At 68.0% G+C, this 13,610-nt stretch carries 12 protein-coding genes; 4 read left to right on the top strand and 8 right to left on the bottom strand.

From position 1 onward, the window contains the following. Positions 1-34 precede the first annotated feature (34 nt). Positions 35-802: a helix-turn-helix transcriptional regulator gene (locus C4F17_RS22425; RefSeq protein ID WP_106936707.1), complete on the top strand. Its 768-nt coding sequence runs from the start codon at positions 35-37 to the stop codon at positions 800-802. 22 nt (positions 803-824) lie between these two features. On the opposite strand, the gene iaaH is transcribed toward C4F17_RS22425, so the two are convergent. From iaaH to C4F17_RS22385, 8 genes are all read right to left on the bottom strand, one after another. Then, positions 825-2,348, bottom strand: a complete 1,524-nt coding sequence (iaaH, locus tag C4F17_RS22420) for an indoleacetamide hydrolase (protein ID WP_199851879.1) — start codon at positions 2,346-2,348, stop codon at positions 825-827. Positions 2,349-2,445: 97 nt separating this feature from the next. Continuing rightward, complete coding sequence (locus C4F17_RS22415; RefSeq protein ID WP_106936706.1) at positions 2,446-3,279, bottom strand: metallophosphoesterase; 834 nt, start codon at positions 3,277-3,279, stop codon at positions 2,446-2,448. Continuing rightward, entirely contained in the window at positions 3,276-4,406 is a 1,131-nt protein-coding gene (locus C4F17_RS22410; protein WP_106936705.1) for an acyl-CoA dehydrogenase family protein, read from the bottom strand. The genes C4F17_RS22415 and C4F17_RS22410 overlap by 4 nt, the downstream gene beginning before the upstream one ends. A 118-nt stretch (positions 4,407-4,524) precedes the next feature. Continuing rightward, entirely contained in the window at positions 4,525-5,775 is a 1,251-nt protein-coding gene (locus C4F17_RS22405; RefSeq protein WP_081269638.1) for a glutamate carboxypeptidase, read from the bottom strand. Positions 5,776-5,861: 86 nt separating this feature from the next. Beyond that, positions 5,862-7,046 (bottom strand): acetyl-CoA C-acyltransferase, encoded by a 1,185-nt coding sequence (locus C4F17_RS22400; protein WP_106936704.1) that lies wholly within the window; start codon positions 7,044-7,046, stop codon positions 5,862-5,864. 56 nt (positions 7,047-7,102) lie between these two features. Continuing rightward, positions 7,103-8,923 carry a bifunctional isocitrate dehydrogenase kinase/phosphatase gene (gene aceK / locus C4F17_RS22395; protein WP_081269636.1) on the bottom strand — a complete coding sequence of 607 codons (1,821 nt, stop codon included), beginning with the start codon at positions 8,921-8,923 and terminating at the stop codon, positions 7,103-7,105. A gap of 41 nt (positions 8,924-8,964) precedes the next feature. Then, positions 8,965-9,699 (bottom strand): carbonate dehydratase, encoded by a 735-nt coding sequence (gene can / locus C4F17_RS22390; RefSeq protein ID WP_106936703.1) that lies wholly within the window; start codon positions 9,697-9,699, stop codon positions 8,965-8,967. 30 nt (positions 9,700-9,729) lie between these two features. Next, positions 9,730-10,125 carry a MerR family transcriptional regulator gene (locus C4F17_RS22385; protein ID WP_081269634.1) on the bottom strand — a complete coding sequence of 132 codons (396 nt, stop codon included), beginning with the start codon at positions 10,123-10,125 and terminating at the stop codon, positions 9,730-9,732. 120 nt (positions 10,126-10,245) lie between these two features. Here C4F17_RS22385 and C4F17_RS22380 point away from each other — a divergent pair, with 120 nt between their 5' ends. Genes C4F17_RS22380 through C4F17_RS22370 form a run of 3 tightly spaced genes read left to right on the top strand, consistent with a single transcriptional unit; the run spans position 10,246 to position 13,550 of the window. Then, on the top strand, positions 10,246-11,316 hold the full coding sequence (locus C4F17_RS22380; RefSeq protein ID WP_081269633.1) for an MBL fold metallo-hydrolase: 1,071 nt from the start codon (positions 10,246-10,248) through the stop codon (positions 11,314-11,316). 9 nt (positions 11,317-11,325) lie between these two features. After that, a complete protein-coding gene (locus C4F17_RS22375) occupies positions 11,326-12,633 on the top strand; it encodes a leucine-rich repeat-containing protein kinase family protein (RefSeq protein ID WP_106936702.1) in 1,308 nt (435 codons plus the stop codon). Next, entirely contained in the window at positions 12,630-13,550 is a 921-nt protein-coding gene (locus C4F17_RS22370) for a pseudouridine synthase (RefSeq protein ID WP_106936701.1), read from the top strand. Before C4F17_RS22375 ends, C4F17_RS22370 begins: the two co-directional genes overlap by 4 nt. The last annotated feature ends 60 nt before the right edge of the window (positions 13,551-13,610 follow it).

Here is a 13,610-nt window from a genome sequence, read left to right as displayed (position 1 = left end):
CTAGCTTCACAGCGATTCCACCGGAAGAACCGCGATGTACCTCACAGGCACTGAACAGCAGGCGTTGCGCGGCGTTTTCACGCTGCTGGCGCAGGACGCCGCCGGCAACGAGCGCGATATTCGCGAAAGCCTGGGCCGGGCGCTGCTCGACCTGCTGCGCGCGGACCAGTTCGCCTCGTTCGTGTGGGATGCGGGCAGCCGCAGCTTCGGCGCGCGCGTGGCGATCAACATGGAGCCCGCCAACCTCGACAGCTACGCGCAATGGCACCAGCACAACGATCCGATCACCTTCGTGCTGCAATCGCGCCGCCGCGCCACGCGCGTGACCGAGGTGATGCCGCAGCGCGCCCTGATGCGCACCCCGTTCTTCAACGACTTTCTCTCGCGCGACGGCCTGCACTGGGGCATGAACCTGCATGCCTTCGAGGGCGAGCGCGCGCTGGGCGACCTGCGCATCTGGCGGCGCAAGGGACGCGGCGATTTCGGCGACCACGAGAAAGCGCTGCTGGACCTGATCGAGCCGGCGTTCGCCGGGGCGCTGCAGCGGGCCCAGCGCGCGGCTGCGGCCATCGCCTTGCCCCCGCCACGGCAAGCGCAAGACGCTGCATGGTCCCTGCTGAGCGCACGCGAGCAGCAGGTGGCGCGCTGCGTGCGCGAAGGCCTCACCGACAAGGAGATCGCGCGGCGCATGGAGGTGGGCGTGCCCACCGTGCGCACCTACCTGCGGCGCATCTTCGACAAGCTGGGCATCGAGCGCCGCGCGGCGCTGGCCGGCTGGAGCGTGCCGCCGGCCGGGCGCTGACCACGCACCCCGGCTTGCTTGCTTATTTGGGCGCGGGCAGCCGGCCGAGCACCTGTTCCACGGCGAGCCCCACGGCCAGCAGCTTGCGGTCGCTGCCGGCCGGCCCGTCGAGTTCCAGCCCCACGGGCAGGCCCGTCGTCGCGCCGAGGCCCGACGGCAACTGCACGCCCGGAATGCCGGCGTTGCTGCCCGGGTCGGTGTTCTGGATCAGCGCGCCGAAGTTCTCCGGGCTGCTGGCCTCGGGCGCCGCGGCCAGCGCCACGCGCGGCACGGTCGGGAACACCAGCGCGTCGAGCCTGTTGCTGGCGAAGGTGTCGCGGTAGAGCTTCTGCAGCGCGGGGCGTGCAACGCGCATCGCGTTGTCGTAGACCGGCTTCGCATCGACCGTGCCGGCGGGCGCGGGCAGCTTGCGCGGGATCACGAAGGCGTCGAAGGTGCCCTTGACGTCGGGGCTGGCGATGCCGGCGGCGAGCTGCGCGATGTCGATGCCGGTGCGGTACTTCGCGAGGTAGGCCGCCATGTCGTCGTTCGCCTCGTAGAGCGCGAGCGGAAAGCCGATCGCGCCGTTGAGCTCCATCAGCTTCGGCATTTCCACATCCACCAGCGTGACGCCGGCCGCGCGCAGCTTGGCCAGCGCGGCGTCGGTGGCGGCGCGCGTGTCGGCGTCGAGGTTGGCGTAGAAAGCCTGCACCACGCCGAGCCGCACGCGCTTCAGGTCGGCGGGCCGGAGCGGCTTGCCGCCGGCGATCACGCCGTCGAGCAGTGCCACGTCGGCCATCGACTGCGCCATCGGCCCGGCCGTGTCGCGCGTGTGCGAGATGGGCGCAATGCCCTGCTGCGGATAGCGGCCCATGCTCGGGCGCAGCGACGCGCAGCCGTTGAAAGCGCACGGAATGCGCACCGAGCCGCCGGTGTCGGTGCCGAGGGCGGCCGGCACCATGCGCGCGCCCAGCGCCGCGCCATTGCCCGAAGAAGAGCCGCCCGCGATACGGCTCGCGTCGTAGGCATTGCGCACGCCCACCTCGGGCCCGCTCTGGAACGCGGGGTTGTAGCCGGTGACGCCGAAGGCCAGCTCGTGCATGTTGGTCTTGCCGAGCACCACCGCGCCGGCGGCGCGCAGCTTGGCCACCACAGGTGCATCGGCGCCGGGCACGAAGCCCTTGAGCGCAGGCGTGCCGGCCGTCGCGGGCAGGCCCTGCACCTGGATGTTGTCCTTGATGGCCACGGGCAGCCCCGCGAGCGGCTTGCACGCGCCGCCGCGCTTGCGCAGCGCATCGGCGGCGCGCGCCTGCTTCAGTGCGCCGGCTTCGTCGAGCGTGATGAAGGCATTGAGGTTCGCCCGGGCCTTGGCCTGGGCGATGTAGGCCGTGACCAGCTGCTCGCTGGTGACGGCACCGGCGCACAGCTGCTTCACGGCTTCGCTCGCGGTCAGCGCGGCGATGTCGGGCGCGGCGGCGGTCTGCGCCTGCGCCTGCGCCGGCAGGATGGGGGCGCCAAGGCACAGCAGGGCCAGGGCGGTGGCGGGAACGGATTTTGAAATGGACATGGCGAAGGCCTCCGACAAGAGAGGCCGCCATGGTGCGCTCGAGGCGCACGGTTGTCTGTCGTCGAAACCGATGACAGGCTGACGGATGGGTAACCGGCTAGCGGAACATCACCCACTCGGGCCGCATGTTGAAGCGCACCGGCAGGATGCTCACGCCGAGGCCGCTGGTTACGTACATGCGCCTGCCCTTGTGCGAGATCCAGCCGTAAGCCCATTCGCGCGGCGCCGCGCCGGGCACGATCAGTGCGCCATGGCCCGGCACGCTGACCTGTCCGCCGTGCGTATGCCCCGCGACCACGAGGCCTCTTGTGCGCGGCATGGTCGCGAGGCTGAAGGGGTCGTGCATCATGACCAGTGTCGCTGCCTCGGGCGGCACGCCGGCCAGCGCGCGCATCGGGTCCGAATGGCCGGTCGAGTGATCGCCGATACCGACCACCCAGAGGTCGTGGCCGGGCACTTGCACCGAAGCGTTTTCCAGCACCCGGATGCCCTGCGCGGCCAGTGCCTTGGCGATGCGCTGGCCGTCATGCCACCAATCGTGGTTGCCGAGCACTGCATACACGCCGTGCGGCGCCTTCAGGCGGCCGAACACCACGGCCATGTCTTCGATGGGCAGCGACTCGTCGCCACCCGAGCCGGCCAGGAAGTCGCCGGGCAGCAGCACGATGTCGGGCTGCGCTGCATTGATGTCGTCCACGACGCGTGCGGCGCGCCCAAGGCCGTTGACGCGCCATGCCGAACGCGCGGTGAGGTGCCAGTCGCTCGCCACCGCCACCTTCAGTCCCGGCGGCGCCTGCCATGCAGATGAGCCCAGGGGTTCTACACGCACGGCCACCCAGCGCGGCTCGATGACGAAGCCCCATAGCGCGAGCCCCGCCAGCACGCATGCCGTGGCAATCCAGCCCCACCACCGTCCGCTGCGCCGGTTCACGCCAGCGCGCGTTGAATCAAGAGCTTCTGGATGTCCGAGGTGCCTTCGTAGATCTGGCACACGCGCACGTCGCGGTAGATGCGCTCCAGCGGGAAGTCGTTCACGTAGCCGTAGCCGCCCAGCGTCTGGATGGCGGCGCTGCACACGCGCTCGGCCATCTCGCTGGCGAAGAGCTTCGCCATGGCCGCCTCCTTCAGGCAGGGCCGGCCGGCGTCGCGCAGCGCGGCGGCATGCCAGATGAGCTGGCGCGCCGCTTCGAGCTGCGTCGCGCATTCGGCAAGGCGGAAGCCAACGGCCTGCTGGTCGAAGATCGAACCGCCGAAGGCCTGGCGTTCCTTGGCATAGGCCAGCGCCACGTCGAAGGCGCTGCGCGCCATGCCCACGCTCTGCGCTGCAATGCCGATGCGCCCGCCCTCGAGCGCGCCGAGGGCGATCTTGTAGCCCTCGCCTTCGGCGCCGATGAGGTTTTCCACCGGGATGCGGCAGCCGTCGAAGTTGATCTGCGCGGTGTCGCTGCTGTGCTGGCCCAGCTTGTCTTCCAGCCGCGCGACGTTGTAGCCGGGCGCGTCGGTCGGCACCAGGAACGCGCTCATGCCGCGCTTGCCCGCGCCCTTGTCGGTCACGGCAATGACGACGGCCACATGGCCGTTCTTGCCGCTGGTGATGAACTGCTTGACGCCGTCGATCACGTAGGCGTCGCCGTCCTTGCGCGCCGTGGTGCGCAGGCTCGACGCGTCGCTGCCGGCCTGCGGCTCGGTGAGGCAGAAGGCGCCGAGCATCTTCCCCTGCGCGAGCGGCTCGAGCCACTGCTTCTTCTGCTGCGCGTTGCCGTAGCGCATGAGGATGGCGTTGACGGGGCAGTTGGTCACGCTGATGGCGGTGCTGGTGCCGCCGTCGCCGGCCGCGATTTCTTCCAGCACCAGCGCCAGCGTGAGGTAGTCGAGGCCGGCGCCGCCATGCTCCTCGGGCACGCAGATGCCGTAGGCACCCAGCGCCGCGAGGCCGTGGTGCGCTTCCTTCGGAAAGCTGTGCTCGCGGTCCCACTTGGGGGCGTTGGGCCACAGCTCGGCTTGAGAGAAATCGCGCACCGCGTCGCGGATGGCTTCCTGGTCTGCTGTCAACAACATGGCAGTTCCTTCTATGTGAAGAGGCGGTCGCCGCCGGGCCGCCCCAAGGCGGACCGCGCCTCCCCCTCGGGGGGTGGAGTTACACGAGCAAGGCGAGTGAAAAGCCGGGGGGCACCATTCACTTTCCGGCGCCGAGGTCCATGATCAGGCGGGCGGCCATGTACAGGCGGCGCGGGATGGCGCTGATGTCCACGTACTCGGCCTTGTCGCTGTGGTAGCCGAAGCCGGGCAGGCCCAGGCTTTCGATCACGGGCTTGCCGGAGAGCGCGGCATAGGCCGCGTCGGTGCCGCCGCCGGTGCGTTCTTCCACGCCCAGCGTGCCGCCGGCTTCCTTGTAGTACGCCACTGCCTTGTCGACCAGCTTCTTGCCGCCTTCACCGGCATTGAAGGCCGGGCGGCCGCGCGTGACGATCACCTTGACGTCGGCCTCCGGCAGCTTCTTCTGCTGCGCGCGTTCTTCCAGCGTCTTCATGGCGGCGTCGAAGTCTTCGTTGCGGGCATAGCGCACGTCGGCGTTCAGCGTGGCGGTGGCCGGGATGATGTTCGACACGTTGCCGGCCTTGGCGATGGTCCAGTTGAAGCGCAGGTTCTTCGACTTGTCGTCGATGTTCATCGTGCGCAGCACCAGGTCGGAGGCCTCGACCAGCGCGTTCACGCCCAACTCGGGCGCCGCGCCCGCATGCGATGCCTTGCCGGTGATGTTGACCTGCACATAGGCGATGCCCGAGGTGCCGAGCGACAGCTTCTCGTCGCCAGCGCTGGTGGGCTCGAAGGAGAGCACGTAGTCGGCCAGCTTGGCTTCTTCCTGGATCAGGTCGCGCGAGCCGAAGGAGCCTTTTTCCTCGTCGGTGTTGAACAGCACGGTGATGGTGCCGTAGTCGCGCACGCCGTATTCCTTGAGCAGCTTGAGCGTGTGCAGGATGACGGCGTTGCCGCCCTTGTCGTCGGCGATGCCCGGGCCGTAGGCCTTGTCGCCCTCGACGCGGAACGGGGCCTTCGCGAGGATGCCCTTCAGGTACACCGTGTCCATGTGCGACATCAGCAGCAGGTTCTTGCCGCCGCGGCCCTTGATCTTGCCGACGATGTTGTCGCCCACCACGATGCCGGCCGACTTGCTGCGCGTGACGGTGAAGCCCAGGTTCTTGAGTTCGCCCTCAAGGTAGTTGCCGGCGGCGGCGATGCCTTCGGCGTCACCGGTGCCGGTCTCGATGTTGACGAGTTTCTCCAGCGTCTTGATCACCGCGGGCTGCTCGTCGGTGGCAGCCTGGAACAGCACGTTGTCGCGCTTCTGGGCCCAGCTGGCGGCGGGCGCCAGGAAAGCGGCGGCCAGCAAGGCGGCAATGGCGGTACGGTGGATGGATGGGCGCATGAAATCTCCTGCTCTACGCATTTATTTGAATGTCTGAATGAAAAAAAGCCGGGAGCGCCCGTGCTCGGACGCTCCCGACGCTGCTCTTATAGCAATTCGAGTGCCACGGCTGTGCCTTCGCCGCCGCCGATGCACAGCGTGGCCACGCCGCGCTGCTTGCCGCGCGCCTTCAGCGCGTGAATGAGCGTGACCATGATGCGCGCGCCGCTGGCGCCGATCGGATGGCCCAGCGCGCAGGCGCCGCCGTGCACATTGACGATCTCGTGCGACACGTCGAGCTCGTGCATCAGCGCCATCGGCACCACGGCGAAGGCTTCGTTCACTTCCCACAGGTCCACGTCCTTCACGGCCCAGCCGGTCTTCTTGAACAGCTTGGCGACAGCGCCCACGGGCGCGGTGGAGAACCACTCGGGCTGCTGCGCGTGCGTGGCATGGCCGACGATGCGGGCGATGGGCCTGGCGCCGATCTTCTTGGCATGCGACTCCGTCATCATCACCAGCGCGGCGGCGCCGTCGTTGATGGACGAGCTCGATGCGGCGGTGATGGTGCCGTTCTCTTTCTTGAACGCGGGCTTGAGCGTGGGGATCTTGTCGAGCTTGACCTTGCCCGGGCCTTCGTCGACGGAGATCACCGTGTCGCCGCCGCGGCCCTTGACCGTGACGGGCACGATCTCGTCCTTGAACAGGCCGGTCTCGGTGGCCTTCTTGGCGCGCTCGACGCTGGCGATGGCGAAGGCGTCCTGCTGCTCGCGCGTGAACTTGTACTTGGCCGCGCAGTCCTCGCCGAAGGTGCCCATCGAGCGGCCCGGCTGGTAGGCGTCTTCGAGGCCGTCGAGCATCATGTGGTCGAAGATGCGGTCGTGGCCCATGCGGTAGCCGCCGCGGCCCTTGAGCATGAGGTAGGGCGCGTTGGTCATGCTTTCCATGCCGCCCGCGACGATCACGTCGTGCGTGCCGGCCAGCAGCAGGTCGTGCGACAGCATCGCGGCCTTCATGGCCGAGCCGCACATCTTGCTGAGCGTGACCGCGCCCGCGCTGTCGGGCAGGCCGCCCTTGTAGGCCGCCTGGCGAGCCGGGGCTTGGCCCTGGCCGGCCATCAGGCAGTTGCCGAACAGCACTTCGCCCACGCTGTCGGGCGCGATGCCCGCGCGCTCGACGGCGGCCTTGATGGCGGCGCCGCCCAGGTCGTGCGCGGAGAGCGACGAGAAGTCGCCCTGGAAGCTGCCCATGGGGGTGCGGGCAAGGCCGACGATGACGATGGATTCGGACATGTGGAGGTCTCCTTCAGGAATGATGTGAAAGCGGAAATCGAAAACGGCCGTACGGGTCAGAAGTGCGTCGCGTGCCCTTCGTGCTGGAAGCGCTGCGACTCTTCGTAGGGGAACACATCGAGCATCTGCCCGGCCTGGATGCGTTCCTTGTGGTGCTGCCAGAAGGCGGCGTCGAGCAGGTCGGCGTGGTGGGCCATGAAGGCCTCGCGCACGTCCTTGTTGCCCAGCAGGAAGGGCTCGAAGGTTTCGGGGAACACGTCTTTCGGGCCGACCGAATACCAGACCTCGCCGCTCATTTCTTCTTCCTCGTTGCGCGGCTCGGGCACCTTGCGGAACTTGCAGTCGGTGACGTATTCGATCTCGTCGTAGTCGTAGAACACCACCTTGCCGCCGCGCGTGACGCCGAAGTTCTTCCACAGCATGTCGCCGGGAAAGATGTTGGCCGCCACCATGTCCTTGATGGCATTGCCGTACTCCACCACCGCATGCTCGAGCTGCTCTTTCGCGCGCCTGGCGTGCGCCGGGCTCTCGGGATGGGCCAGCGTGTCGAAGGCTTCCTGCAGGTAGATGTTCAGCGGGATCATGCGCCGCTCGATGTACACGTGCTTGAGCACCAGCTCCATTTCCCCGTTGCCGTCGCGGTCGCCGATCTCGAGCTGGCTGGGCGCGAACTTGCGGATCTCCTCGATCAGCCCGGGTTCGAAGCGGTCGAGCGGAAAACCCACGTCGCTGTACTCCAGCGTGTCGGCCATGCGGCCCACGCGGTCGTGCTGCTTCACGAGCATGTACTTGCCCTTGATCTGCTCGCGCGTGGTGTCCTTCTGCGGCGGATAGAAGTCCTTGATGACCTTGAACACGAACGGGAACGACGGCAGGTCGAACACCAGCATGACCATGCCCTTGATGCCGGGCGCGATGCGGAAGCGGTCGCTCGAGTAGTTCAGGTGCGAGAGGAAGTCGCGGTAGAACAGCGTCTTGCCCTGCTTGGCGAGGCCGAGCGCGTTGTAGATCTCGGCGCGCGGCTTGCGCGGCATGAGCGAGCGCAGGAACTGCACCCAGGCCGAGGGCACTTCCATGTCGACCATGAAGTACGCGCGCGCAAAGCTGAAGAGCATCTGCAGGTCGTCTTCGCCGAACAGCGCTGCGTCGATGTAGAACCTGCCGCGGCTGTCGTGCAGTATGGGCAGCGAGAACGGGATCTCGGTGAAGCCGTTCATGATCTTGCCGACCACGTAGGCGCCCTTGTTGCGGAAGAACAGGCCCGACAGCACCTGCAGCTGGAAGTTGGCGCGCAGCTTGACCTGGTGGAAACGGTTCAGGATGACATGCGCCACACGCTGTGCGTCGCGCCGCTTGTTGGCGAAGCTGCCGAGCAGGGAAAAGTCGTCGAGCATCTGCTCGACGGTGTCGGCCAGCGTGTCGGGCGACGGGTAGTAGGGCCGATAGGTGGGCGCGCCGCGCGGCTCGATGTACTCGGTGCTGATGGCCGGGCGCACGAAGATGAAATCGTTCTGGAAGTACGCGCGGTGCAGGATCTTGGTGGTCACCGAGTTGAAGAAGCTCTCGGCCAGCTCGGGCTGGTGGTGGTTCACCAGCAGGCCGATGTAGTGCAGCTTGACCTGGTGCCACACGTCCATGGGCTGCTCGCCGGCCTTGAACTCCTTCTCGAGCCGGGCCACGGCCTCGCTCACGCGCAGGTCGTAGAACTCGATGCGCTCGCGCTGCGCCCGCTGCTGGCCGTGCCAGTCGGCGGTTTCGAAGCGGTGCTTGGCGCGCGCCGACTCGGCCCGGAACAACCGGTAGTGCCGGTTGAAGCCGTCCATCATCGCCTTCGCAATGTCATAGGCCAGCGGCGAATCGAGACGCTGCGGGAACATGGCGGGACGGACGGGGTGGAGGACGACGGCGCTGCCGCCGCTCAGGTGGCCGCGGTGGTGCCGTCGGCCTCGGGCTGCGCCGCCGTGATCGACTTCACCGATGCCCCGGGCTTGCTCCACTTGTGGCGGATGCGCTGCACCGCGGCCTTGTAGATGGCGTCGAGCGGCTGGGTGCCGTCCACGCTCAGGCCGAGGTCCTGCAGCAGGCCGTCGTGCACGCCGAAGGTCCAGCCGTGGATGCGGACCTTCTGGCCGCGCGCCCATGCATCGACCATGACGGTGCTGACGGCCACGTTGACCACCTGCTCGGCCACGTTGAGCTCGCACAGCGCATCGACGCGGGCTTCCTCGTCGGGCAGGCTCTCGAGCATCACGTGGTGGCGGTCGCGCACGTCCTGGATGTGGCGGATCCAGTTGTCGGCCAGGCCGATGCGCTTGCCGCTGAGCGCGGCCTTGACGCCGGCGCAGCCGTAGTGGCCGACCACCATGATGTGCTCGACCTTCAGGTGCTCGACCGCGAACTGGATCGCCGAGAGCGCGTTCAGGTCGGAGTGCACCACGATGTTGGCCACGTTGCGGTGCACGAACACTTCGCCCGGCTCCAGGCCGGTGATCTGGTTGGCGGGCACGCGGCTGTCGGAGCAGCCGATCCACATGTAGCGCGGCGTCTGCTGCTTCACCAGGCCGGTGAAGAAGCCGGGGCGGTCACGCTCCATCTGGGCGGACCAGGCACGGTTGTGGGCGAAGAGGTCGTTGAGGTTATCGGTGTCGGACATAGTCAGCTATTGTCGATGAGTCGTGTGTTCTCAGGCTTTGGCAGCCTTTTGCGCCCTCGCCAGCGTGGCGCGCCCCTTTTTCTCATGCTCGCGTACTTCCGCGAGGTTGGCTTGCAGCTCGGCCAGCTGCGCCTCGAGCTGGGCACGGTGCGCGCCCAGCACGCCGAGAAACTTTTCCAGCTGCGGCACCGTGTCGCGCGGGCTGTCGTACATGTCGAGGATGTCCTTGGCCTCCGTCAGGCTCAGGCCGAGGCGCTTGGCGCGCAGCGTGAGCGTGAGCCGGGCGCGGTCGCGCGCGCTGTAGATGCGCTGCAGGCCGGCGCGCTCGGGCGTGAGCAGGCCCATGTCCTCGTAGAAGCGGATGGCCCGCGTCGTGAGGTCGAATTCCTTCGCGAGCTGGCTGATGGTGAAGGTTTGCGCAGGCATGACGACGGTGGAGGCGAAAGGGACGCCGGAAGGAGGGTTACCGGGGCGACAGCAGGTTTCCCCCGCGATCCCTACAATGGAGCCCTCATTCCATGACGTTTACGTAAACGTCAATCTTACATGAACCTCCTCGAACGCGAACTCCACTATCCCCTGGGCGACACGCTGCCCCAGCCCGGCGAAGCCATGGAAGTGGCGCCCGGCGTGCGCTGGATCCGCATGCGGCTGCCCTTCGCGCTCGACCACATCAACCTCTGGCTGCTGCGCGACACCATCGACGGCGTGGCCGGCTGGACGGTGGTCGACTGCTGCATCGCCCACGACGAGGCCCGCGCGCAGTGGGAACAGATCTTCGAGACGCAGCTGCAGGGCCTGCCGATCCTGCGCGTCATCGTCACCCACATGCACCCCGACCACATCGGCCTGGCGCACTGGCTGTGCCAGCGCTGGAACGTGCCGCTGTGGATCAGCTCGACCGACTACCACGTGGCGCGCGTGCTCAGCACCGCCGGCGACACCCTGGCAGGCGGCGAACAGGCCGCGCGCTTCTTCGCCTCGCACGGGCTGACCGACCCCGAATCCATCGCCAAGATCCGCGCGCGCACCAACTACTACGCGAACATGGTGCCCTCGGTGCCGGACAGCTTCGTGCGCATGCTCGACGGCGACACGGTGATGATCGACGGCCATGCCTGGCGCTGCATCAGCGGCTACGGCCATGCGCCGGAGCACATCTCGCTGTACTGCGACGAGCTCAAGCTGCTGCTGGGCGGCGACATGATGCTGCCGCGCATCTCCACCAACGTGAGCGTGCACGCAGGCGAGCCCGAAGCCAATTCCCTGCGCCTGTTCCTGGACAGCATCGACAGGTTCAAGGCCCTGCCGGCCGACACGCTGGGCCTGCCTTCGCACGGCAAGCCTTTCACCGGCATCCACCGCCGTGTCGACCAGCTGCAGGAGCACCACCGCGACCGACTGGCCGAACTGCTCGAAGCCTGCGTGGCGCGCCCGCTCACCGCGGCCGAAGGCCTGCCGATCCTGTTCAAGCGCGAACTCGACCTGCACCAGATGACCTTCGCCATGGGCGAGACCGTGGCCCACCTGCACCTGCTGTGGTTCTCGGGCCAGGTGAAGCGCGAGCTGGGCAAAGACGGCATCTACCGCTTCGGCCCCCAGGCCACCACGGCTTAGACTCTCCGGATGGACGACACGCTGGCTCAGCTGCGCGCGGGCCGGCTGGCAGGCGCAACAAGAATCGACCTCTCGTGCGGACTCACCGAGTTTCCGCGAGAGGTTTTCGACCTGGCCGATTCGCTCGAGGTGCTGAACCTGTCGGGCAATGCGCTCGACACCCTGCCCGACGACCTGCACCGCCTGCACAGGCTGCGCGTGCTCTTCTGCTCCGACAACCGCTTCACCGAACTGCCCGAAGCCGTCGGCCGGTGCCGCAGCCTCGACATCGTGGGCTTCAAGGCCAACCGGATCCGCAGCGTGCCGGCCGCCGCGCTGCCGCCTTCGCTGCGCTGGCTGATCCTCACCGACAACCGCATTCAAGAGCTGCCCGATGCGCTCGGCGCCTGCACGCGCATGCAGAAGCTGATGCTGGCGGGCAACCTGCTGCGTGCGCTGCCACCTTCGATGGCCGGGCTCGAACGGCTCGAGCTGCTGCGCATCTCGGCCAACCGCTTCGAGACGCTGCCCGAATGGCTGCCGTCGCTGCCACGCCTGTCGTGGCTCGCCTGCGCCGGCAACCCCTTCGACACGCAAGCCGAAGACGCCGCCATCGCAGCGAGGTCGGTACCGCATGTCGACTGGCATGAACTGACGCTGGGCCGCAAGCTCGGCGAAGGCGCATCGGGCGTGATCCACCAGGCGACGCTCGGCGCATCGCGACAGGTGGCGGTCAAGCTCTTCAAGGGCGCCGTCACCAGCGACGGCTGGCCGCACAGCGAAATGGCCGCCTGCATCGGCGCGGGCGCGCACCCCACGCTGATCGCCGCGCAAAGCCGCATCGACGGGCATCCGCAAGGCACCGAAGGCCTGGTGATGGGGCTGGTCGACCCGCGCTTCACCACGCTGGCGGGGCCGCCCAGCCTGGCATCGTGCACGCGCGACGTCTATGCCGACGATGCACGCTGGCCTGCGGCCGTCGCCCTGCGCATCGCGCGGGACATCGCCTCGGCCATGCAGCATCTGCATGCGCGCGGCATTCTTCACGGCGACCTGTATGCGCACAACATCCTGCGCAGCCCCGAAGGCGAAGGCCGGCTCGGCGACTTCGGCGCGGCCTGGATGACCGGCGCGCTCGGCGAGGCGCAGGCACGTGCATTCCAGGCGCTCGAAATTCGCGCCTTCGGCTGCCTGCTCGAAGAGCTGCTCGAGCGCTGCACCGATGCCGTGCCGGCCTCGGTGAGCGCCTTCAAGGACCGTTGCCTGCAGCCTGTTCCCGCCGCGCGGCCTTCGCTTGCCGAGGCGTTGCCGCTGCTGCGGCAGGCAGCCGCGCCATGACGAGACGCCGTCCGCCGCAGCTGCCGCTGCCCACGCGCGACGGCGTGGGGCCCAGTTGCGTCGGGCTGCCGCACGGTCCATGGCCGACCATCGCCGAGTTCCTGATCGAGCGCTTTCCCGCCATCACGCGCGAGGCCTGGCTCGAACGCATCGCGGCCAACGACGTGATCGACGAGCACCACGTGCCGGTGACGGCGCAGCGCCGCTACCAGTCGCCGCTGCGCGTGTACTACTACCGCTCGCTCGACAACGAGGTGCACATTCCTTTCGAGGAACAGGTGGTGTTCCAGGACGACCAGCTGCTGGTGGTCGACAAGCCGCCCTTCGTGCCGGTCACACCCACCGGCAAATACCTGCAGGAAAGCCTGCTGGTGCGGCTCAAGCGCAAGCTGAAGATCGACGACCTGGTGCCGCTGCACCGCATCGACCGCAGCACTTCGGGGCTGGTGCTGTTCTCGGTGCGCCAGGAAACACGCGGCGCCTACCAGGCGATGTTCCCCGAGCGCCGCATCGACAAGCACTACGAGGCGGTGGTGCCCTGGCAAGAGGGCGTCTCGTCGGTGCCCGCCACCTACCGCAGCCGGCTGGTCGACGACGACCATTTCATGCGCGTTCGCGAGGAGCCCGGCGAACCCAACTCCGAGACGCACATCGAGCTGCTGGCCGCGCGCGACGGCCATGCGCTGCTCAAGCTCTCGCCCGTCACCGGCCGCAAGCACCAGCTGCGCGTGCATTGCCTGGCGCTGGGCATGCCGATCGTCAACGACCCGATCTACCCCGTGCTGCTGCCCGAGAACACCGACGACTTCGACAAGCCGCTGCAGCTGCTGGCCAAGTCGGTGGCCTTCACCGACCCGGTCACGGGCGAGCCGCGCCGCTTCAGCAGCCCCCGGAACCTGTCGCTGGCACCAAGGTGACGCGGGCCGGGCGCGGTGCGCACTAAGCTCGTTTCCTGAAAATCTTTCATTCAGGAGACA

Origin of the sequence: Variovorax sp. PMC12, from assembly GCF_003019815.1 — a bacterium.
GTDB lineage: Bacteria > Pseudomonadota > Gammaproteobacteria > Burkholderiales > Burkholderiaceae_C > Variovorax.
The sequence above is the reverse complement of the archived record's forward strand: the minus strand, read 5'-3'. Positions and strand labels throughout refer to the sequence as shown.